The sequence below is a fragment of the Embleya sp. NPDC059213 genome, assembly GCF_042754445.1.
In the GTDB taxonomy this organism is placed as follows: Bacteria; Actinomycetota; Actinomycetes; order Streptomycetales; family Streptomycetaceae; genus Embleya.
Genome location: NZ_JBHZAV010000078.1, coordinates 1 through 21,462, shown reverse-complemented (window position 1 = coordinate 21,462; position 21,462 = coordinate 1). Strand labels below are relative to the sequence as shown.

The 21,462-nt window shown below is 72.5% G+C and carries 15 protein-coding genes; 8 read left to right on the top strand and 7 right to left on the bottom strand.

Annotated features, from left to right (window positions below; translation table 11 throughout):
* Nucleotides 1-43: 43 nt before the first annotated feature.
* The 5 genes from ACFXMF_RS26465 to ACFXMF_RS26445 all read right to left on the bottom strand — a co-directional run bounded on the left by ACFXMF_RS26465 (nucleotide 44) and on the right by ACFXMF_RS26445 (nucleotide 9,141).
* The gene (locus tag ACFXMF_RS26465; RefSeq protein ID WP_379989829.1) at nucleotides 44-4,747 is read right to left on the bottom strand and encodes an FtsK/SpoIIIE domain-containing protein; all 4,704 of its coding nucleotides are present in this window, start codon (nucleotides 4,745-4,747) and stop codon (nucleotides 44-46) included.
* A gap of 163 nt (nucleotides 4,748-4,910) precedes the next feature.
* The gene (locus ACFXMF_RS26460) at nucleotides 4,911-6,452 is read right to left on the bottom strand and encodes a hypothetical protein (protein ID WP_379989830.1); all 1,542 of its coding nucleotides are present in this window, start codon (nucleotides 6,450-6,452) and stop codon (nucleotides 4,911-4,913) included.
* An 88-nt stretch (nucleotides 6,453-6,540) separates the two neighbouring features.
* Nucleotides 6,541-7,104, bottom strand: a complete 564-nt coding sequence (locus tag ACFXMF_RS26455; RefSeq protein WP_360306823.1) for a sigma-70 family RNA polymerase sigma factor — start codon at nucleotides 7,102-7,104, stop codon at nucleotides 6,541-6,543.
* A 465-nt stretch (nucleotides 7,105-7,569) separates the two neighbouring features.
* Nucleotides 7,570-8,154, bottom strand: a complete 585-nt coding sequence (locus tag ACFXMF_RS26450; protein ID WP_379989831.1) for a hypothetical protein — start codon at nucleotides 8,152-8,154, stop codon at nucleotides 7,570-7,572.
* Between the two features lie 120 nt (nucleotides 8,155-8,274).
* The gene (locus ACFXMF_RS26445; protein WP_379989832.1) at nucleotides 8,275-9,141 is read right to left on the bottom strand and encodes a hypothetical protein; all 867 of its coding nucleotides are present in this window, start codon (nucleotides 9,139-9,141) and stop codon (nucleotides 8,275-8,277) included.
* A 14-nt stretch (nucleotides 9,142-9,155) separates the two neighbouring features.
* Between ACFXMF_RS26445 and ACFXMF_RS26440 the strand changes: the two genes are divergently transcribed.
* The 3 genes from ACFXMF_RS26440 (at nucleotide 9,156) to ACFXMF_RS26430 (ending at nucleotide 11,904) form a co-directional block, all read left to right on the top strand.
* On the top strand, nucleotides 9,156-9,404 hold the full coding sequence (locus tag ACFXMF_RS26440; RefSeq protein WP_379989833.1) for a hypothetical protein: 249 nt from the start codon (nucleotides 9,156-9,158) through the stop codon (nucleotides 9,402-9,404).
* Nucleotides 9,405-9,607: 203 nt separating this feature from the next.
* Nucleotides 9,608-11,050: a helix-turn-helix domain-containing protein gene (locus ACFXMF_RS26435; RefSeq protein WP_379989834.1), complete on the top strand. Its 1,443-nt coding sequence runs from the start codon at nucleotides 9,608-9,610 to the stop codon at nucleotides 11,048-11,050.
* A gap of 605 nt (nucleotides 11,051-11,655) precedes the next feature.
* Nucleotides 11,656-11,904, top strand: a complete 249-nt coding sequence (locus ACFXMF_RS26430; RefSeq protein WP_360306841.1) for an SCO4226 family nickel-binding protein — start codon at nucleotides 11,656-11,658, stop codon at nucleotides 11,902-11,904.
* Between the two features lie 97 nt (nucleotides 11,905-12,001).
* Here ACFXMF_RS26430 and ACFXMF_RS26425 read toward each other — a convergent pair whose 3' ends face one another.
* On the bottom strand, nucleotides 12,002-12,286 hold the full coding sequence (locus tag ACFXMF_RS26425) for a hypothetical protein (RefSeq protein ID WP_360306844.1): 285 nt from the start codon (nucleotides 12,284-12,286) through the stop codon (nucleotides 12,002-12,004).
* 317 nt (nucleotides 12,287-12,603) lie between these two features.
* Here ACFXMF_RS26425 and ACFXMF_RS26420 point away from each other — a divergent pair, with 317 nt between their 5' ends.
* The 3 genes from ACFXMF_RS26420 to ACFXMF_RS26410 all read left to right on the top strand — a co-directional run bounded on the left by ACFXMF_RS26420 (nucleotide 12,604) and on the right by ACFXMF_RS26410 (nucleotide 17,185).
* Nucleotides 12,604-13,449: an SDR family NAD(P)-dependent oxidoreductase gene (locus ACFXMF_RS26420; RefSeq protein ID WP_379992727.1), complete on the top strand. Its 846-nt coding sequence runs from the start codon at nucleotides 12,604-12,606 to the stop codon at nucleotides 13,447-13,449.
* Between the two features lie 233 nt (nucleotides 13,450-13,682).
* Nucleotides 13,683-13,940, top strand: coding sequence for a helix-turn-helix transcriptional regulator (locus ACFXMF_RS26415; RefSeq protein ID WP_360306850.1), 258 nt, complete (start codon nucleotides 13,683-13,685; stop codon nucleotides 13,938-13,940).
* A gap of 377 nt (nucleotides 13,941-14,317) precedes the next feature.
* Nucleotides 14,318-17,185, top strand: a complete 2,868-nt coding sequence (locus ACFXMF_RS26410) for a helix-turn-helix transcriptional regulator (protein WP_380020810.1) — start codon at nucleotides 14,318-14,320, stop codon at nucleotides 17,183-17,185.
* Nucleotides 17,186-17,221: 36 nt separating this feature from the next.
* Here the strand turns inward: ACFXMF_RS26410 and ACFXMF_RS26405 are convergent, their stop codons facing one another.
* Nucleotides 17,222-18,433: a low temperature requirement protein A gene (locus tag ACFXMF_RS26405; protein WP_379992541.1), complete on the bottom strand. Its 1,212-nt coding sequence runs from the start codon at nucleotides 18,431-18,433 to the stop codon at nucleotides 17,222-17,224.
* Between the two features lie 189 nt (nucleotides 18,434-18,622).
* Between ACFXMF_RS26405 and ACFXMF_RS26400 the strand changes: the two genes are divergently transcribed.
* Nucleotides 18,623-19,372, top strand: a complete 750-nt coding sequence (locus ACFXMF_RS26400) for an SDR family oxidoreductase (RefSeq protein ID WP_379992540.1) — start codon at nucleotides 18,623-18,625, stop codon at nucleotides 19,370-19,372.
* Nucleotides 19,373-19,570: 198 nt separating this feature from the next.
* On the top strand, nucleotides 19,571-21,367 hold the full coding sequence (locus ACFXMF_RS26395; RefSeq protein WP_380018102.1) for a ferritin-like domain-containing protein: 1,797 nt from the start codon (nucleotides 19,571-19,573) through the stop codon (nucleotides 21,365-21,367).
* Nucleotides 21,368-21,462: the final 95 nt, after the last annotated feature.

The following is a 21,462-nucleotide window of genomic DNA, read 5'->3' as shown; positions in this document are numbered from 1 at the left end:
CGGCCGCCGCGCCTTCCTCGTGTGGGTGCCGCGCACGCTCCCCTCAGCCGTCGAGGACCGTGAGCGGCACCTGCACCGCGATCGCCGCCCCCGCGTCGCCCGCGGTCCAGCCCCGGCCCGGGCCGAGCGGCGTACGCACCTGCTCGGCCGACAACCTGACCCCGATCAGGTCCGCCTCGCCGAGCGTCTTGGGCCCGAGCAGCAGGCCGCGCCGCGAGCGTCGGGCCATGCCGACCCAGCCCAGCGAACTCATCGACTCCGCCAACCCGGCCAGCAACAGCCCCTGTCCGTGGTCCCGGCCGGAGGTGGCGATCCGACGCAGCACCGAGTCGGCGGCGCAGGCGAGCATCAGATCGGCGTCGTCCACCACGACCACCACCGGCTCGCCTCGTACCGCGGTCAACGCCTCCACCAGTACCTCCGGCTCCGGATCGGGGTCGGTGAGCACCTGCGCCAGGCCGTGCGCGGCCAGCTTGCGCAACTGCGAGTCACGCGGCGTGAGAACGATCAGTCGGGTGCCGCTCATCAGCAACGACACACACATCGCGGCCAGCGTCGTGGTGCGTCCGCTGCGCGGCGGTCCGGCGACCATGAACGACCCGCCGCCGTCCGCGAAGTCGTGCACCAGCGGCTCGACCGCGTCGCCGCCCACACCCAGCAGCGCGTGGAACGGCCTGCGCAGCGATTGCGGCACCCGGTCGTGCGCCTCCTGGAAACCGATCAGGGTCGGCATCTCGCTGATCCGGAACGGCCGTCGTACCGGAGGCACGTTGGCGTCCCGGGCACTCGCCCGCCGGCCCAACTCCCGCATCGACTCGGCCTGGTCGCTCTGATCGCTCGCCGAGGTGTCCTCCCCGTCGACGCCGCCCGTGGCGACGGCCGGCTCGGCGATCGAGGGCAACAACGCGATCTGCGCCTCGATCGCCCCCGGAGCCAGCCAACCCCGACCGGGGGCCACCGCCGCCGGAATGCTGTTGCGGGGCATGCCGATGAGCGTGTAATCGCCCGGGTCGGTCTGACGCAGCAACAGCCGATGGTCGTTGTGCGCGGCCAGGCGCCCGCCGAGCAACAGCCGCTCCGACGTGGCGATCACATGGATCCCGGCGCCCTGGCCCTCGCGCAGGAGCCGCACGAAGTCGGCGTACAACCGGCCGCCGTCGTAGTCGTCGAGCATGGTGCTCAGCGCGTCCCAGCCGTCCACCATGAGCACCAGGTGCGCGGGTCGGCGGTCCTTGTCCACCCTGCTCCGCAACTCGGTGACGTCCGCGCAGTCCTGCTGCGCGATCAGCCGCTGCCGCGCCGTGAGTTCGGCGGACAGCCGGTTGATCAGCCGCTCCATGCGCTCCGCGTCGTGGCGCGAGACGACCGCGCCGCAGTGCGGCAGCGCCTCCAGCACGCTCAGCCCGCCACCGGCCGCGTCGATCGCGTAGATGTGCAGGTCGGAGCAGGGGATGGTGAGCGCCGCCGCGCCCGCGACGGTGCGCAGCACCTGGGTGCGGCCGGAACGCGGTGCGCCGATGACGTACAGGTGCCCGAAGGACGCGAAGTCGATCGCGGCCAGCCGCCGGGCCTGCAGGTGCGGGATGTCGAGCAGGGCGTAGGGGACCATCGGCAGCGCGCCGGGCGCCGGCTCCGGGATGGCCGGCAGCTCGTCCAGCCGCATCCGGCCGTCCATCGGCGGCAGCCAGGGACTGGGCTGCGGCCGGAAGTCGGGCAGCCGGTCGGCCGCCTCGCGCAACGCGTCCACCAGGGCGCGCAGGTCCGTCGGCTGCTCCTCGAAGGGAGTGATCATCCGGCCCTCGTGCGAGTCGAAGTGCGACTCCGGTCCCGCGCTCACGTCGGTGTCGATGTCGGTGCCGGCTTCGGCGTCGGCGTCGGCTTCGGCGAGGTCGATCGGGCGGCCCAGGCGCTGCCAGCCGAGTCGGACCCCGCGGACCGGCCGGGACGCGGCGCCCTTGACGACCGAACTCGGAACCGCACCCGGGCGTTCCGCGCCGACGAACGCGGTCTGGAACGGGGTGGGCGCGCCCTCGCCGCGCCGGACCAGGGCCCGTCCCGGGTTGTTCGGCGAGATGCCGGCGGCCTCGACGCCGTCGATGATGTCCTGGCTCTCCGAGCGGTCGGTCACCCGCAGGGCCATCCGCAGGTTGGTGTTGGCCTTGATCTCGTTGCTGACCGAGCCGCCCGGCCGCTGGGTGGCCAGCAGCAGATGCAGGCCCAGTGACCGGCCGCGCTGTGCGAGGCTGATCAAACCGGGGACGAAGTCCGGTAGTTCGCGGACCAAGGTGGCGAACTCGTCGATCACCAGCAGGAGTCGGGGTAGCGGAGGCAGGCGCGGGTCCCGCGAGCGCTTGATCCGGTACTCGGTGTGGTCCTTGGCCTCGACCTCGTTCAGGACCGTCTCGCGGCGGCGCAGTTCGGCGTCCAAAGAGGCCAGCGCGCGCTTGACCAGGTGCCCGTCGAGGTCGGTGATCATGCCGAGGGTGTGCGGCAGTTCCGCACATTCGCGGAACGCGCTGCCGCCCTTGTAGTCGACCAGTACGAAGGTCAGCTCGTCCGGCCGGTTGACCGCGGCCAGCGAGGCGATCATGGTTTGCAGCAGTTCCGACTTGCCCGAGCCGGTGGTGCCGCCGATCAGGCCGTGCGGGCCGTCGCGGACCAGGTCCAGGCGCAGCACGCCCTCGTACCCGCTGCCCAGGACGAACGAGGTGGAGGCCGGGCGGCGTGCCCAGGCACGCAACAGCAGTTCGGCGTCCGGCGGTTCCTGACCGATCAGCGGCAACAGCGCGACCTCGGACGGCAGTCCGGAATCGCCGTCCACGGTGACGTCCAGCACCGGCGCGACGGCGCGCGCGACCTCCTCGCACCAGGCCGGGTCGACCAGGTCGGCCCGGATGCCCTTGACCTCCGGCACGTGCGACGCCTTCAGGTCGAGCCGGCCGCGGTTCGCCGTCACCACCGCCGTGCACTCCTCCGGCAACAGGTGTTCGCGTTCCTCCAGGCACAGACCGAACACCCGGACGGCCGGGCCGTTGGTCAACACGTCGATCATGCCCGGCACATCGCGCAGCCGGCGGGCGCCGTCCAGGATCACCAGGACGTCGGGCTCGCGATGCAGGGTGGGACCGAGGGCCGATTTCGCGGCGTCCAGGCGGGTCTGGACGTCGGAGATCAGCTCGTTGACCCGATGCGCGGTGCTCTCGGGGTCGGTGCCCAGGGCCACCACCGCGGCGCCCGCCCGGCCCGGCCGCAGGTGCGGCAACCACCGCACCCACTGCCACGCGTCGGCGTGCTCGTCCTCGGTCAGCACGACGATGCGCACGTCCCGCGGGCTGTGCAGGACGGCCGTCTGGATCACCGCCCAGCTCGCGATCCGGCGGGCCGTCTCCCCTGGGGCGCCGATGCCGACCACTCCGAAACCGGTCATCTCGACCCCGAACGGCACATCCGCGAGGCGCCAGTTGACGCTTCGGTAGTGCGTCTCGCGCGCCTGGTCGTCGATGCTCTTGAGGGACGCGCGGGTGAGGGTACCGAGTCGGATGGTCAGGTGGTCGGGGTCGCGCCGGCGGCGTTGCCACAGGCCCGGGCCCGGACCGGTCGCGATCAGCAACACCGCCGCCGGATCCGGGAACGTCGCGTTGCGCAGCCCGCGTTCGTCGACGGTCGCGCGGCGCATCTCGGTCTCCAACGCCGACCGGCGGATCCGATAGACCCGCTTGGCCTCCTGGTAGTCCCGGCGACCGCTGCGCTTGCCGGAAACCCAGTTGCCGATCGCCATCAGCGGTGTGAAGAACACGAAGACGACGAAGAACAGGCTCCGGAACAGGAACATCATCGCCAGGCCCATCAGGAGCGGGGCGATCATCATCAGGAAGGGGAACGGCCGCTTGCTGTTGTCCGTCGGCGGACCCATCATCCGGATCGACTCGCCGTCCAGGTGCGGCGCGATGCGTGGCGGCCGGTTGTACTCGACGCCGAGACCGTTCGCCGACGTGCGTACCGCCGCCTCGGGCTCGTCCGGCGGGCCCAGGCGCAGCAGATGCTCGCCGAGCGACAGGTCGGCGTAGGTCGGCCAGGACTGCGAGCCGTCGTCGGGCGGCGGCAGGTAGCCGATCGGCGGCAACGGCGGCCGGGCGGGCAGCCCGTCCGGACCCGGCGGCGGGGACTCGGTCGAGTGCCCGCCGGGGCCGCCCTCCTGCATGCCGGCGGGCTCCTCGGCGGAGAGTGGTGTGCCGGTGATCGGATCGACCGGCGGCGGCGGGGTGAGGCTGCGCAGCCCGCACCGCTCCGGGTCGGCATCGTCCGGCAGCGCGATCGTGACGGCCGCGTCCGTGCCGACGGTGATCCAGGTGCCCTGGGCGGGCGCCTCGCCGCCGTCCAGGCGCAACGCGCACGCACGGTCGGTGCCGACCTCGTGCCGCCCCGGGCCGAGCCGCCAGACCCGGCCCGCCCCGGGGCCCGACACATGCCGCACGGTGACCAGCACCGGGTCGGCTCCCGGTGGTTGCCAGGCCCGGGTCGCCGTCTCGGTCGGCGCGGGGCCGCCGAGGCCGAGCAACGCCCCGGCGCGGATGCCGCTCGCGCCCACGCGGATGTCGGGATTGAGCCGGCGATCGCCCAGGAACAGATCGGCGGTGCCCAGTACGGCGCCGAGTTCGGCGACGGTCGCCGAATCGGGGACGTCCAGCAGGTGATCGGCGCGGCGACCTTGCGGATCGGTGGTGGTGACGGCGAGGTTCACGGGCATCCAACTCTCTCGCGGGGAGGGCGAGACGGCGAGGCTGCGGGGGTGGGGGAGGCGTGAGTGGGGCGGTTCGGAGCGACCGGGTCGGGGTGTCGCGCGGGGACGGTCCGGGGGAACGGTCGGCCGCGCGCGTGGGATCGGGGCTGCGGGGCTGCGGCCCGACGCCTCACCGCGGACCGGGCGAGGACGGCTCGGGGCCCCCTCGCGGAGGGCTCCCGGTGTCGGCGGTGGGTGCGGGCTCCGGAGCCGGGTCGGGCTCGGTCGCGGGTGGGTCGGCGTGGGGAGTGGGATCCGGATCGGCGGCCGATCGTGCATCGGAAGGCGGTTGCCGCCGGGCCGATACGGCGGGTGACGCCTGGGGATCCTGCTCCGACGACGGCGTCGTGGTCGACGTCCGTGCCGAGACTCCGGGCCTCGGTTCGCCGACGGTAGGCACCGGTTCGGGTTCCGCGGCGAGGCCGGCCGATCCGGCGGGCGTGCTCCGTGCCGACGGTCGGGCCATGCTCGAAGCGGCCGACCCGCCCGAGGACCGCGCGGGCGGCTCGGCGACTGCGGATCGGGCCGAGACCGCCGCCGGAGTGTCCGCCGGTTCGACGGTCGCGGCCGGCAACGCGGTCGCCGGTTGGGCCGTTCCCGGCCGCACGGCGGCGGCCTCGTTCCCGCTCTCCTCCTCCGCGAACCACTCGACGCTACCCGCGCCGGACCGGGAGACCGGCGCGGGAGCGGGCGGGAGCACCGGCGGAATGCCCGGCAACACCCGGGCGAGGGCTGCGGCGAGCGCGCTGCACGAGAGCACCAGAGGTGTACCCGGTACGGCGACCCGACCGTGCACATCGGTCAGCAACGTGCGTACGTGGCCGCGCCCCGATCCGCCGAGCAGCACCCGCAACGAGGGGGAATCCCCGGCCGGTTCGACGAGTTCCGGCGGCAGCGGGTCGGGCAGCTCCGGGGTTGCCAGGAACGTGGGCAGGCCCAGCCGGGGCGGCCTGGACCGGGCGCTTCGATACGCGTCCCGGACCGGCAGCCCGGAGATGTCGTGGTGGACCCCGTCGGCGACCACGACCTGCCCGCCGGGCAGTCGCGCGTCCAACTGCGCCGCGACCGCCTGGAACAGGGCGGGGCTCGAATGCGGATCACCCTGCACGCACACCATCGGCGGACCGACCGCGAGGTCGAGGAACACACATTCCCCGTCGCGCTCGCCCAGGGCGACGACGATCGGTCTGACCCCCTCGGCGTCCGGCGTGACGGACGGCAATTCCGCCCGGGTGGCGGTCCAGGCCCTAGGGTCGTGCGCCAGGGGCCGCCAAATGCCCTCGGGCGTGGGGACGTCGCCGGCGGCGAGCAACACGGTGACCGTGTCGTCGCCGACCACGACCGCGTACGGCTGCCCGGGGGCGGCGGCGAACTTGGCGGCCACCAGCGCCCGCTCCGCGTCCCGCCAGGTGGTACCCGCGCCCAACCGCGCCACCAGCAACCGCACCGAGCGCCGGTAGCGCAGCCAGACCCGCACCGGGCCACCGAACGCGTATCCGGTCAGGGCGATTTCCCGACCCAGACGACGTGTTGCCGCCTTCCACCCGCCCAATCGCATCGCGAAGAACCGGAGGATCAGGAAGAACGCGAGGGCGGCGGCCGAGATGCCGGCCCAGTGCAGGATCGTGTCGCGGTGGTCCGCGAAGAACTTGAGCGGATCGGTGTTTCTCATCTGCCGGGTAACTCCTCCCATCGCACGTCCACGGGATCACCCGTGCGCGGTGCGCCGTTCGCGCGGCACACTACGCAATCCCGGGCGCTCATCCTGCGTTGCGCTCTCGTAAGGCGTGGCGCAGGGCGCGGATTGCGTAGTAGGTACGGGACTTCACCGTTCCGAGGGGTATGCCGAGGATCTCGGCCGCCTGCTTGAGGTCACGATCACGCAGTACCGTCTCGGCGAGGATCTCGCGATGCGCGGCGGTGAGCGAGGGCAGTGCGTCGGCCACGGCCATCTTCCAGAGCAGCGGCTCCCATTGGTCGTCGGCCGGGACGTACTCCAACGGTTCTGGGCTGCATTCCTGCGGTCGGGACCGGCGCGCACGGCGGTCGTCCATGACGATCCGGCGGGCCACCGTCGCGAGCCACGGCATCAGGTCGGACGTGTCCTCGGCGATCGTGCCCGCGTGCCGCCACGCCCGCAGCATGGTCTCCTGCACGACGTCCTCGGCCCACGGGCGATCGCCGCCGGTGAGCTTGAGGCAGAAGGACAACAGGGGCATGGCGTAGCGCCGATAGACCAGTTCGGCGAGTTCCGCGAGTTCGTTGTCATCTGTCGAGCGTGCCTGGTTGCCGTTGTCCCGGTCATCGGCACGAAAGGATGTCACGGCACCGGATTCCTCGCTCCCCCCGAAGTGTCGGCTCGAACCCGTGAACACTAACTACGCTGCGCTACAGGTCCGTTGGATCTGCGCTGAATTTGAGGATTCACCGCCCACGGCCGGTCCGAAATGCAAGCCATCGGCCGACACGCGTAGTTGTCGGGTGGCGCCGGGCCCGATGGGCGCAGGCGCCGGCCCCGGCCTTCGGATCACGGCCGGTGGCCACAGGTACCGGCGAGCCGGGCTGCCCGGGTGGTCGCCGTCCACTCGGGTGCCGTTCTGCGGGGCGTTGCGGACGTCGTCGCCGACCACGGCTTCGGTTCGGGGACCCGGCGCTGCGCCCGGACGGCGATGTGCCGGTTCAGTGAGCGGTACGTGGGCGCGTCGATGGCGGGTCCGGGCAGGGGCAGGCCGAGGTGGCCCGGGCGGGCGGGTGTCGGCGGCGGGGAATCGGCCGGCGTAATCCGACCGCTACGGTTGCGTGCCGTCCCCGATACTCGGATCGATCGTGTCGAAGTACACCGTGTCGGTGCCCGGGTCGAGGTGGAACGCGCCGGGGTACACCTCGCGTGTCATCTCGCTGTCGAAGGACTTGCTGCCGACCCACCGCGCGTCCTTCGGCACGAACCGCGTGAGCGCGTCCGGCACCGTACTCGGCGTCGCCGGCCGGAAGTCCCGCCCCGGCGTCGCCACGATCGCAGCGACCCCACCGGCCCTCAACCGAGCGAAGCCCACCAGCCGCACATCGCTGGGCCCGGGAACGGACATCCGCGAATCGACACCCAGGACATCGCCCAGCCACCGGGCATCGAACAGCGGCCCGAGCATGGGAAACCGCCGTTCCAACGGCGCCGAATCCCGACGTACCGTGTCACCGTCCGCCTCTTTCGCCGCCGACGACGTGCACGCCGCGAGCACCGCCGCGGCGCCCGACACGAGCACTTCCCGTCGCCCGAGACGCGTCGAGCCGTCACGGAACACCCCAGCCATGCCCGTCGAGTTCCGCTGTATACGAAAGTTCATCGTGCAAGTACCTTTACGGATGCGGTGCTTCACCGTCCACCGGAACCGCAACCGCATCCGTGTTCGGAAAGGTATGGCGGATGACACCGGAACCGAGGAACCGCTCCTCCGGGGCGTGGCTGATCCGCGTTCCGATCTCGGCCACCGCGTTGGCTATCGCGGTGCTCGCGGCGGCGAACGGGAGTTGGGGCCTGAGCGCCCTGATGGCCTGCGCCTCGGCCCTCGTCGCAATCCGGCGCCCCTGACGCACGCGGGCCCATTCCCGGCAACGCGAGAGCATCGACCCCGACCACCCCCCTCGTCGGCCGCGCGCCGGGCCGGGACGGGCCTCCGGGGCCGAAAGACGCCAACTGCGCCGTCCGAGGTGCCGGTCGCCATCTTCCCCGCGATGGGCGCTCGGGCCACATGGGCGTAGAACGCCTTCCAGCCGCCGTTCTTGTCCACGGCGCGCGAGCCGTAGAAGGCGTAGAAGTAGCCGGACGCGGCGTCCACGTAGAGCCGTTGATCGCCGTCGCCGTAGGAGTAGGTCTGGTTCGGGAAGGCGGCGGTGTCACCGCGCTTCGTGCTGTAGGGGGATGTGATGGCGTGGTCCTTGATCGTCCAGGTCCGGCCCTGGTCCCGGGAGACCGCGTAGTCGATCGAGTCGTAGTGCACGCCGTCGCCGAAGGGCTGCGGGCTGAACTCGTTGTGCACCGGCCCGTACCAGTCGCCGGTGTCCGGATCCACCCACATCCCGGTCAGGTCGCAGAAGTTGCGCTGCGAGTAGCCCGAACCGCTCGGTGCGTACGTGGACTCCACGCCGGTGGGGCTGTTGTTGCGGAAGGCGGTCGTATCGGGATTGGTGCCCGCGTCGCCGATCGCGGTGGAGAAGGCGGCCGAGTCGAAATCGGTCCCGGTGAAGAAGCTCCACGCGCGGCTCTGCGTTGCGCCGTAGAGGGAATGGGCCTGCCGGAAGTAGAAGGTGCCGTCCTCGTCGATGTAGGAGTTGGCCGGGGGTGTCGTCCGGGTGTGTCCACGCACCCTTGGCGCCGACGGTGACGGTGTACGAGCCGGCCGGCGCGGCCGCGGTCGCGGTTGGCGGCGCGATTGCCCTTGCCGGTAAGGCCGTTGCCGAAGCCGCTGTCGTCAGCGCACTCGTGCCCGTGAAGGGCCGTGGCGAACACCGTCGCGAGGATTCTTCCGGGAGGTGCCATCTCTCTCCGTTTCATGGTGCGTTGGGCGAGGACTTCGTTCTCGTCTTCACGCCGGAGAAGGGGCCCTACGACTCGCTGATCGAGGGCTGAGCGGCGCCGCCCACCGGGACCGGGAACGACCGGCCGTCGGGCAGGACGTGTGGGCTGCTTGAATGGCCGGGAGCCTGTGGGTGGGCCGTTCGGGCGGCGTACGCGGTGGGCAGTCGGCCTGCCGGACCGTGAAACAGACTCCGACCAGGGAAGACGCGGCGCACCTGGGATACGGGAAACGGGCCGCGGGGAACGAGGAACGCGTGCCGGGGACAACAGGGGCCGAGGAAGCGGACGCGTTCGCGCGACTGCTGCGGGAGCTCAAGGATCGCTCGGGGCTGAGCTACGGGGCGTTGGCGAAGCGGCTGCACATGGGCACGTCGACCCTGCACCGCTACTGCAACGGCAGCGCCGTACCGAACGATTACGCGCCGGTGGAGCGCTTCGCGAGGGTGTGCCGGGCAACGCCGCAGGAGTTGGTCGAGCTGCACCGGCGCTGGATCCTGGCGGACGCGGCACGGGGGCGCCGGGCGGACGCGGCGCCGGGCGCGGAGGAGGTCTCGGCATTGACATCGGCATCGGCCTCGGCGGGCGAATCGCCCGAGGTCGAGGTCGAGGTCGAGGTCGGGGCCGAGGCCGAGTCCGAGAGCGCGACGTCCGAGTCCGAGGCGGATGCGGTCCCCATCGCCGGAACGGCCGCGGCAGCGACGCCCGTGCAGGACGAGGACGGCGCCGCGGCCGTCGTCGACGCCCCGCCCAAGTCGGTGCCGGCGCGACGTCGTCTCACCGTGGCAACCGCCTTCGCCGCGGTGGCGGCCGTGCTGGCAGTCGTGATGGTCGTCGTGGGTCCACTCTCCGGTGACGGAGCCGGTGACACCGGGGACCGCCGGGAAGCAGGTTCCGCCGCCGCGATCCCCGGCTCGGCGGATGCCGGGGACCGCTCCACCGTGCCGGCTCCCGCCTCGCCACCCCCCGGCGGGACGGCATCGCCCTCGGCCGCCACGACCGAGTCCGGGAAGGCCGGCCCGAGCGCTTCGAAGGGCGGGACGCCGAGCGCGGGGGAGTCCGCCGGCGCCGCTCCGCTCGGGGTGGGCGTTCGCCCGTACGTCTACCACAACCCGTGCAGCCAGCACTTCCTGGTCGACAGCGCCCCCGCCCAGGTCGGCCCGCCCGCGAACGAGGGGGACGCCACCCGCTGGGCCGCCGCGTACGGCGCCGTCTCCTCGGGCGAACAAACGGTCGCCCTCACCGTCCAGGGCCGAGATCGGGACACCGTGGTCCTGGAGGCACTGCACGTACGCATCGCCGGCAAGAGCGCGCCGCTCGCCTGGAACGACTACGCGATGGGCGTCGGTTGCGGCGGCGAAGTGAACACCAAGTCGTTCGACATCGACCTCGACAAGGGCAGCCCCACCCTCACCGGGAAGAACGGCCAACGCGAATTCCCGTACAAGGTAAGCGCGTCCGACCCGGAGGTCTTCTACGTCACGGTGCACACCAAGGCACACGACGTCCGCTGGGATCTGACCCTGGACTGGTCGAGTGGCGATCGTCGGGGCACGCTGCGGATCGACAACAAGGGCCTGCCGTTCCGCACGAGCGCCGACGTGCGCCGCCCCGGCTACGACTATCCGCTCGGCGGCGGCGAGTGGGTCGAACGGGAGCCCGAAGGGCAACCGGACCAGCCGGCCGGGCCGTTCGGGTGATGGTGGGTCGCCCGGCTGAGCGGAGCCGGATCGGCGCTCCGGGATGGTGACGGCCGCCGACGCGGGCGGCCGGTGTGCCGGCGACGGGTCCATCGGGTGACCGGCCCGCCTCCGACTGCGTCGAGGAGTCCGATCCCTCGCGCGCACGCTTGCTCTGTACGGTTGTTGCCGCGGTCGCGGCCGTGGCGACGCTCACTCCGCCGGCCCGGGCCGCTCCGGTCCGCCTCATGGGGCAAGATGGTGGCCTCCCCGGACGTCACCGGCCGGATCGTGGTGCGACCGGCCGCCATCGAGTCGCACCACCGGGCCCGGCGACAGGTCGCCGGCCGGCCCGAGTCACGGTCGCCGCGCGGTACTCGACCCGGGAGACCCGGACTTCGCGATCGTCACCCCCGCAACAGAGGGTATGCCGCACCCCGCCGGGGCTCGGCACCACCACGGGTCTCATCCGTCGCACAGGTCGATCGACGTACCGAACGCCCCATATCGCAGGGCGGTGTTCCGGTCGCGGGTGGACGATGGAAGGAGTGCGAACGAGTGCGGGGAAGGAGCGGATCCGAGAACTGCTCGGGGCCCATCATCGAGAGGCGAGGAGGCGTGCGGCGATGGCGACCTTCATGGACGTCCATACCGGCATGACCGGCATCACCAACGAACAACTGGCAGCGGCGCATCAGGCGGATCTGGCGATCGAGGAGGAGGAGGGCGTGCACTTCCGGCACGCCTGGGCCGACCCGGAGTCGGGCACCGTGTACTGCCTGTCCGAGGCGCCCTCGGCCGAAGCGGTCCTGCGGGTCCACGAACGCGCCGGGCACCCCGTGGCCGAGGTCCACCCCGTGCCGGTCACGGTGTAACGGGCACGAGCCGCTTGGTGGCCGGGACCCGTGGCGACGACGCTGCGGAAGCGCCGGCGCCACGGGTTCCGGCCCGTGTTCCGGTCGAGGGACACGCTCAGGAGTCGGTGAGTACCCACAGTTGCCAGACGCCGGCGGGCCGGCACTCGTACCTGTTGGCGCCGTTGTCCAGATACCACTGGCCCCTCGTGTGGCAACCGCCCAGGTCGTCGGGCGCGAAGTCCTGCACGTGATGCCAACCCGGACCGGCGACCGGAGCGGCCGCGCGCTCGGCCGTCGCCGCGCTCGCCGCCGTCGCGGACGCCTGGGCCACGGCCAGGCCGGGCGCCGTCAGCAGCGCGACGGCCGTCGCCAGTACCGCAAACCTCTTGTCGATCTTCATGGTCTTCCTCTCGAAACGATCAACGGGGAAACCCCAGCCTCCCGTTTCCGCGCAATTCGGTCTTCATGCACAGGAACGACCACTCCCTACATCAAAACGTGTACGCACCGAAACCCGCCCCGAGCGCCCGGCATTGCGCCCTCGGCCTCGATCGCGGGTCGGACCCCCCGTACGGATGCCGCACTCGGGGGCGGGTCGGCCAGGGGATGACGGATGCGAAGGCGAGGGTGCGCCGGGGAGGGTGGTCGGGTGCGGTTCCGCGATGGGATCGCCGAGGGAACGACGATCCCGGGACCGCGGGGAAGAACGGACGGAGCATGCACAAGACGCCCAATGGGGACCACGGTGCCGAAGGCGCCCTGACCATCATGCTGACCGGGGCGACGGCCGGCACCGGCCGGGCCACCGCGTCCGCGCTCGCGGGCCGAGCCGGGCATCTGGTCCTGCACGGCCCGGAACGGGAGGACGAGGTGGCCGAGCTGCTGCGCGCCGTGCGGAAGGAGCTGGCCCCCGGCGCCCGGCTCGACTACTTCGCCGCCGACTATGCGAACCCCGCCGAGGTGGCGCGCCTGGTCCGGCGGGTGCGCGCCGTGACCGACCGCATCGATCTGCTCGTCAACAACGCCGAACGCCCCGGTGCGCCCGCCCGGACCGTGAACGCGGGCGGCACCGAACTCACCTTCCGCACCAACTACCTGGCCCCCGTGCAACTCACCGACGGGCTGATCGACCTGATCGGCGATCGCTCGCGCGGCCGGATCGTCAACGTCGCCTCGGGGACCCACCTCACCACGGCGCTGCACCCGGACGACCCGGGCCTGGCCCGGCATCCGTACTCGGCGTCCCTGGCCCACGCGCACGCCGGCCTGGCGCTCGTCACCTACTCCCGCCGGCTGGCCCGGCACCGACCCCGGCACGCCATCGACGTGGTCGCCATGGATCCCGCGTGGATGTCGACGCACCCGGGCGCCGGGTCCGCCGCCGGCGCGGACCGGCCCGATCGGGCGGCGGCCGACATCCGCCACGTCGCCGCGCTGTGTGACGACAACGGCGCCTGGTACCACGGGCGTGCCCCCGGGCCGATCAACCCCCAGGCCTGCGATCACGGCGTACAGGAACGCCTGCACGACATCACCGAGTTCGCCCTCCGGGGCGGCCTCTGACCCGGCCCCTCCGACCCGGCACCGCCGCCGCTCCCCGCGCGACCCGCCGAACCGAGGACGCAGCGCCGGCGCCGGGTGCGGTTTCCCGCGGTCGGGGTGATTCGGCCAGGGAGTCACTGATGCGAACGCGGCACACACCGGTGGACCCTTGCCCACATGCCCTCGCGCCCGGTCGCGCAGCACCGCTCCGGGTGGGTCGAGGCGAAGCCGAAGAGAAAGGGACCGACGGGGCGATGGCAGATCTGGACTACCGGTGGCATCTTCGCGCGGTGATGGCGCAGCGCGGCATGTTCGCCACGACGGACCTGCGTCCCCTGCTGGCCGCACGCGGCGTCGACCTGTCCCCGAGTCAGGTGTACCGACTCGTGGTCGACAAGCCGGACCGGTTGAAGATGCGCACGTTGATGGCGCTGCTGGACATTCTCGACTGCACGATGGACGACCTGATCGAACCGCAGGCGGCCCGGACGGCGCGTCCCCGAGGGAGATGAGGCGGCGGGCGGCCCTGGAACCGAAGGGCGGCCCGGGCCCCTCGCCGGGCGCGGCGTAGGACTCCCGCGTCGCACGCCGCGCCTCGCACGCCGCGCCGATGCGCCGCGCCCCGGCACGTGACCCCGAACTCCCGTTCCCACCGGTCGCGTCGGCGCCCGCACCCGCCTGCCCACACGGCGTAGCCCCCGCCGAGCCGCCGTCCCCGCGCCGGCCCCTCCGCCGCGCCGGCCCGCCCCGAGCCGCGTCCTCCCGTGCCCGAGCCGTGGCCCGCCGTTCGGCCGGCTCCCGGGCGAAGTAGCCTTCCGCATGGATATTGCATCGGATGACAGTCGGCCGGGACGATCATCGATGCGCGGCGTGGAAGGTTTGGGCGGAAGTGTCTGACGATTCCGCGGTCGACGGCAGGCCCGAAGGCGGCGCACGGGAGCGGGCGATCCGCACCCGCGGGCGGTCCGCGACCTGGGCGGGCGGAGCCCTGCCGGCGGAGTCGCTGCTGGGCAGGGAGGTCGAGTGCGAGGCCCTCGACCGGTTGCTCGCGGACGTTCGCGGGGGCGAGAGCCGGGCGCTGGTCTTGCGCGGCGAGGCCGGAGTGGGCAAATCGGCCCTGCTGGACCACCTGGTCGCCGAGTCCGCGGGATGCCGGGTCGTGACCGCCACCGGGATCCAGTCCGAGATGGAGCTGCCCTTCGCGGCCGTCCACCAGTTGTGCGTGCCGTTGCTGGACCTCCTCGATTCCCTGCCCGAACCGCAGCACGACGCGCTCGGCACCGTGTTCGGGATGCGCACCGGCCCCACTCCCGACCGGTTCCTGATCAGCCTCGCGGTGCTCAACCTGCTGGCCCAGGCCGCCGACGAACGCCCGCTCGTGTGTGTGATCGACGACGCCCAGTGGCTCGATCGTGCCTCGGCCCAGGTCCTCACCTTCGTCGCCCGCCGCCTCGTCGCGGAAAGCGTGGCCTGTGTCTTCGCGGTCCGCGACGCCGACGCCGAGGCCGACGCCGACGCGGGCGACCCCGACGTGTTGTCGGGCCTGCCCGTGATCGAGGTCGGCGGGCTGCCGGACACGGACGCGCGCACCCTGATCGGCCGGGTGCTCCCCGGACCGCTGGACGAGCGGGTCCGGGAGCGGATCCTGATCGAGTCGCGCGGGAACCCGCTCGCCCTGCTGGAGTTGCCCCGTGCCGCGGCAGGGGGCGGATTCGTCGCCGCGGCGACCGGACAGTCGTTGTCCGGCCGGCTCGAAAGCGGCTTCCGGCAGCGGCTGAACGGCCTGTCGGCCGACACCCGCAAGACGCTGCTGCTGGCCGCCGCCGAGCCGCTCGGCGATCCGGCCCTGCTGTGGCGCGCCGCCGACCTGCTCGGCGTCGACGCCACGGCGCTCGACGCGGCCGACGAACTGATCGACTTCACCGACCGGGTGCGTTTTCGGCATCCGCTCGTGCGCTCGGCGGCATACAACGCGGCCCTGCCGAAGGACCGCCGCGAGGTCCACCAAGCGCTGGCGGAGGCGACCGACGCCGGCACGGATCCGGACCGGCGGGCCTGGCACCACGCCCAGAGCACCGCGCACCCGGACGAGGACATCGCCACCGAGCTCGAACGCTCGGCCGATCGGGCCCAGGCCCGCGGCGGCCTGGTCGCCGCCGCGGCCTTCCTCGAACGGGCGGTCGAACTCACCCCCGACGCCCGACGCCGGGCCGCCCGCGCGCTCGACGCCGCCCGGGCCAAGCACCTGGCCGGCGCGCCCAAGTCCGCCCTGGCGCTGCTGGCGGCGGCCGAGGCCGGTCCGCCGGACGAACTGCGCCGGGCCAAGGCCGAATGCCTGCGCGCCGAGATCGCGTTGACCTCCAACCACGGCAGCTCGGCGCCGGCGATCCTGCTCAAGGCCGCCAAGCAGCTCGAATCGCTCGACGTCGAACTCTCCCGCGACACCTACCTGCAGGCCCTGTTGGTGGCGATCGGCATCCTGCCCCGCTGGGAGGGCATCACCGAGGTCGCGGCGGCCGGCCGCGCGGCGCCGCCCGCGCCCGGCGTCCCGCGCGCCACGGACCTCATCCTCGACGCCCTCACCCTGCTGTACACCCAGGACGCGCTGACGGCCGAGCCGGTCCTGCGGCGCGCGATGGCCGCGGTCCTGAGCGAGGGAGCCGACCCGGCCGAGCGACTGCGCTGGCTCTGGTTCGTCAACCTGTTCGCGATGGTGCTGTGGGACGACGAAGCCTGTCGCGAACTCGCCCGTCGTTGCCTGCGCCTGGTCCGTGACTCCGGCGCGCTCGCGCTGCTGCCCCTGGTACTCAGCGTGTCCACGATGATGTTCCTGTTCGAGGGCGACCTGGCCGAGGCCGAGATCCTGAACGAGGAGGCCAAGGAGCACGCGGTCGCCGCCGACGTCTGGACCACCTCCGGAGCCATGGTGCAGACGGGCGGCGACCTCGGCCTCGCGGGGTGGCGGGGAGACGAGGAGCGCACCGAACGCCTCGCGGCGACCATCGCCGAGGAGGCGGCGATCCGCGGCGAGGGCCGGACCCTGGAGATCTGTCACTGGGTCAGGTCCGTCCTCTACAACGGCCTCGGCCGGTACGAAAAGGCACTCGAAGCCGCCCTGTTGGCCACGGTGGACCACGAGACGGAGGAGGCCCCGAGCGGCCTGGGCGTGCACTGGGCGCCCCTCGAAGTCGTCGAGGCCGCCGTCCGTACCGGCCGGCACGAACTGGCCGGCCGGACGCTGGCGCGGCTCTCGCACTCCACCCGGGCGGGCGGCACGGACTGGGGTCTGGGCCTCGAAGCCCGCTGCCGGGCGCTGGTCAGCGAGGGTGCGGAGGCGGACCGCCTCTACCGCGAGGCGATCGACCGGCTCGGTCGTACCCGGATGCGCGTCGACCTCGCCCGCGCCCACCTGCTGTACGGCGAATGGCTGCGCCGGGAACGCCGGCGCATCGACGCACGCGACCAACTGCGCACCGCCTTGGACCTGTTCACCGAGATCGGCATGAAGGCTTTCGCCGACCGCACCGAGCGCGAACTGCTCGCCACCGGAGAGACCGCGCGCAAGCGGACCGCCCCGGCCACCGAGGAACTCACCGCGCAGGAAGCGCAGATCGCCCGGCTCGCCCGTACCGGCCTGACCAACAAGGAGATCGCCGCGCGCCTGTACATCAGCCCCCGCACCGTCGAATACCACCTGCGCAAGGTCTTCGGGAAACTCGGCGTCACCTCGCGTCACCAACTCGTCGACCTCCCCTGACCCGTCCGCCCGCCCCGACGGCAACCCCGGGAGATCTCAGGTCGGTCGGCGTGCCCGGGGCACGGCGGGGAAGGTGATCACGACCATCAGGACGCATACGGCCGCGAGCCCGGCGACGACGGCGGCCGGCCCGATCCGCGACACCGAGAGCGGCAGGAGCAGGACGGCCGCCACGCCGCACCACACCGGGCCGGGACGGAGCACGTGCTCGGCCAGGATGGGCCTGTGGATCAGCCACAACAGCACGACGAAGACGGCGGTCGGCACGGCCACGGCGTAGCAGATCGCGAGCGGTGCGGCGGCCGGGCCCCGGCCGGTCTGCTCGACCGCGACCTCCAGTCCGGCGCCCAGCGCCGAGAGCGCCGCGAAGATGCCGTAGTGGCCGTATCCCCACAGGTAGGAGCCGTGTCGGCGGTCGCTGAGCCCCTCCCCGGCGGGGACCAGGAAGTAGAGCCACCACAGGGCGAACAGGAGTACCAGGCCGGATCCGGCGATGACCACGAGCGAGCCGCCGATCCGGGCGGCGTCCAGCGCCGCCCGCACGCCGTTGGACGTGGCGAGCACACTTTCGCCGAACAGGATGATGGTGAACAGGCCGTAGCGTTCGGCGATGTGGTGCGGGTGCCAGTCGGTCGGCCGGGAGCGTTCCGCCCAGCGCGGCACCGCGAGTTCCAGGGCGGCCAGGACCAGGAAGGACAGCGGCTGGGCCGGCGACGGCAGGGCGTTTGCCTCCGCCAGGACCAGGCGCAGGATCCAGCCCGCCTCCAGGAGCGTGATACCCGCCGCGTACCGCAGCGCGGTACGCCGGCCGGCCGGGTGCTCGGCGGCGGCCCGCAACCACAGCGCGACCAGCGCGACGCGCATCACCAGGTAGCCGATCGTGATCAGCCGGTAGTCCGCGTCGTCGGCCGCGGCCGGCACACCGGCGGCGAGCACCAGCACTCCCGCCATCTGCACCATCGTCAGCAGCCGGTAGGCGACGTCGTCGGTGTCGTACGACGAGGCGAACCAGGTGAAGTTCATCCACGCCCACCACACGGCGAAGAAGACCTGAAGGAACGGGACGAGCCCGGTCAGGGCGTCCCCGTCGGCGACATGGTGTGCCAATTGGGCGGTGACCGCGGCGATCGCGACCACGAAGGTGAGATCGAAGAGCAGTTCGAGCGGGCTCGCGGTGCGGTGCGGTTCGTCGATCGCGCGCGCGGTCATCCGGATCCGGATCCGGTACCCGGCGACTGCTGATGGCACGGCCTCGCTCCTTCGGTCGGTGGGTCCCCCTGCCGACAAAGACAAGGCGGGGTCCCTGCTTGTGACAGTGGGCCCGGAAAAAGCACACGACGAAAAAACTTCGGCGGACCTGTCACAACCGCTCCCGGTGTCCGGTCTTAGCTGGCAACCGGGCGGCGACGGAGTCCCCGGCGAACAGGAGGACCTGGCATGAGGATCGTGGTCATCGGCGGTACCGGACTGATCGGCTCGAAGCTGGTGACGAAGCTGGGCGAGCACGGACACGAGGCGGTCGCGGCGTCGCCGAACACCGGTGTCGACACGCTCACCGGCAAGGGCCTGGCCGAGGTCATGAAGGGTACGTCCGCGGTCATCGACGTATCGAACTCCCCGTCCTTCGAGGACGCCGCCGTATTGGAGTTCTTCAGCACCTCCACCCGCAACCTGCTGGCCGCCGAGCAGGAGGCCGGCGTCGGCCACCACGTCGCGCTGTCGGTGGTGGGCAGCGAACGGCGTCCCGACATCGGCTACTTCCGGGCGAAGATCGCCCAGGAGCGGCTCATCAAGGAATCGTCGATCCCCTACTCGATCGTGCACGCGACGCAGTTCTACGAGTTCGCCCGGCGGATCGCCGACGAGGCGACGACGGGCAACGAGGTGCACATCGCGCCGGTCGCGTTCCAGCCGATCGCGGGCGACGAGGTCGCGAAGAACGTGGGCAGGACCGCGGTGGGCACGCCACTGAACGCGACGATCGAGATCGCCGGCCCGACGCGGTACCGGATGGACGAGTTCTTCCGGGAGGCGCTGGCGGCCTGGGGCGACCCGCGCGAGGTGGTCACCGACCCGAACGCGCACTACTTCGGCGCCGTACCGGACGAGTCGACGCTGGTCCCGGGCGAGGGCGCCACCCTCGGCGAGATCACCTACCCGGACTGGTCGGCGAAGTCCGCCGGTTGAGCCCTGTCCGGCGGATCCTGGTGGGCCGCGCCGCCCTTCCGCCGACATCCCCCGGACAGGGCCCGGGCCGGGAAGCGTCGGAACCACCCCTGCGTCCGACCTGCCCGTGCCACCCCGGGCGCCGCGGCGGTGCCGACCACGCGCCGCGGCACCCCGGCGGCGACCTCCACCGCATCGGACCGGCGAAACGAGAGACCTGTGAATCAATCGGCCCCACAGCGGCCCGCCCCGGCCCCCGCCGCGGCGCCCCGGATCGGCACGCCGGACGATCTGCGCGAGCACCTGCAATGGGCGCTCGAACTGGAGCACGCGACACTGCCGCCTTACCTGTGCGCGCTCTACTCGCTGGACCCGAAGCGCAATCCCGAGGCCGCCCAGGTCGTGGCCGGCGTCTTCGTCGAGGAGATGCTGCACCTGGCCCTGGTCGCCAACCTGCTCAACGCGGTCGGCGGCACCCCGAGGCTGGACACGCCCCGGATGTTGCCGAGCCACCCCCGGCGGTTGCCGCACGGCGACCCGTCGTTGGAGTTGTCGCTGCTTGCGTTCGGCCCGGAGGCGCTCGACATGTTCCTGCGGCTCGAACGGCCCGCACCGCCGGACGCGCCCGCCCAGGCCGACGGCTACGCGACCATCGGCCAGTTCTACGCCGCGATCGAGGAGGGGCTGCGCGACCTGTGCGCCCGGCTCGGCGAGCAGGAGGTGTTCCGCGGCGACCCCGCGCGTCAGGTGGGGGAGCGACACTTCCGGCACACCACCGGCAGGCTGGTCCAGGTCACGGATCTGGCCTCGGCGCTGACCGCGCTCGCGGAGATCGTCGACCAGGGCGAGGGCCTGCTCCGCGGCGAGGTCTGGGACGGCGACCGGGACGTCCACCACCCGGATCGGGACGAGGTCGCGCACTACTACCGTTTCCAGGAGCTCCGGTTCGGTCGTCGCTACCGGCGCGGCGACACCCCACAGTCCGGGCCGACCGGCGAACCGCTGCACGTGGACCTCGGCGGCGTGCGGCCGATGCGGCGCGACCCGCGTCCGCACGAGCACCCGCCGGGGAGTGCGATCCGCGACGCCCAGGACGAGTTCAACCGTACGTACTGCGCCGTTCTGCACCTGCTGGAGCGGGCGTTCGACGGCAGTCCGAGGCTGCTCGCGGTCGCGACCGGCATGATGTACGGGCTGCGCGAGCAGGCCCGCGTGCTGATGGAGATGCCGGACGGGGAGGGCACGACGGCCGGTCCCACCTTCGACTACGTCCCGCCCGAGCAGCGCGCGTGGAGCCCCGGCGACCGACCCCGGATCGTGGTGCTGCCCGCCGGCCCCTACCTCGTCTACGGCGGCATCCCGCTCCGGCGCAAGGTCAAGGTCGTCTCCCCGGAGAACAACGACGCGCTGACCTGGAGGACCGGGCCGGAGTTGCCCACCGAGCACACCTACGCGCTGTGCCGCTGCGGCCGTTCGGGCGCGAAGCCGTTCTGCGACGGGACGCACGCGGTGGTCGGCTTCGACGGGACCGAGAACGCCGTGGTGACGCCCTACCGCGAGTTGCGGCACGTGCACGACGGCGTCGGCATCTCGGCGCAGCGGGTCGGCGAATTGTGCGTGCACGCCGCCTTCTGTATCGGCGCCACCAGGCCGATCGCCAAGATGCTCGACGACACCGAGGACCCCGACGTGCGCTCGAACATCATGGGGCGCATCGACCACTGCCCGTCCGGCTCCTACAGCTACGCGCTGGAGCGGGACGGCGAGACCGTCGAGGTCGACCTTCCTCGGGCCGTCTCGGTCCTGGCGGAGGAAGGCGACCTGGCCGGCGCGCTGTGGGTCACCGGCGGGGTCGCGGTGCACCGCGCGGACGGACGGCCCCTGGAGACCCGCAACCGGATGACGCTGTGCCGGTGCGGCCACTCGGCCGGCAAACCGCTGTGCGACGGCACCCACCGCGAGATCGGCTTCCGCGAGGAGCCGACCACCGCCGAGGCCGGTCGGGAGCGGGGTTGAACGCCGAGCCGGGGACCGGCGACCGCGCCCTCCCACGCGGTCGCCGGCGTTCGGGTCGCCGGCGGCGGGAGGAAATATTCGACGGAGGGCTGTAC

Coding starts and splice junctions, on each gene's coding strand:
- ACFXMF_RS26465 (WP_379989829.1), bottom strand. CDS start 4,747: ATGCCCGTGAACCTCGCCGTCACCACCACCGATCCGCAAGGTCGCCGC.
- ACFXMF_RS26460 (WP_379989830.1), bottom strand. CDS start 6,452: ATGAGAAACACCGATCCGCTCAAGTTCTTCGCGGACCACCGCGACACG.
- ACFXMF_RS26430 (WP_360306841.1), top strand. CDS start 11,656: ATGGCGACCTTCATGGACGTCCATACCGGCATGACCGGCATCACCAAC.
- ACFXMF_RS26425 (WP_360306844.1), bottom strand. CDS start 12,286: ATGAAGATCGACAAGAGGTTTGCGGTACTGGCGACGGCCGTCGCGCTG.
- ACFXMF_RS26420 (WP_379992727.1), top strand. CDS start 12,604: ATGCACAAGACGCCCAATGGGGACCACGGTGCCGAAGGCGCCCTGACC.
- ACFXMF_RS26415 (WP_360306850.1), top strand. CDS start 13,683: ATGGCAGATCTGGACTACCGGTGGCATCTTCGCGCGGTGATGGCGCAG.
- ACFXMF_RS26400 (WP_379992540.1), top strand. CDS start 18,623: ATGAGGATCGTGGTCATCGGCGGTACCGGACTGATCGGCTCGAAGCTG.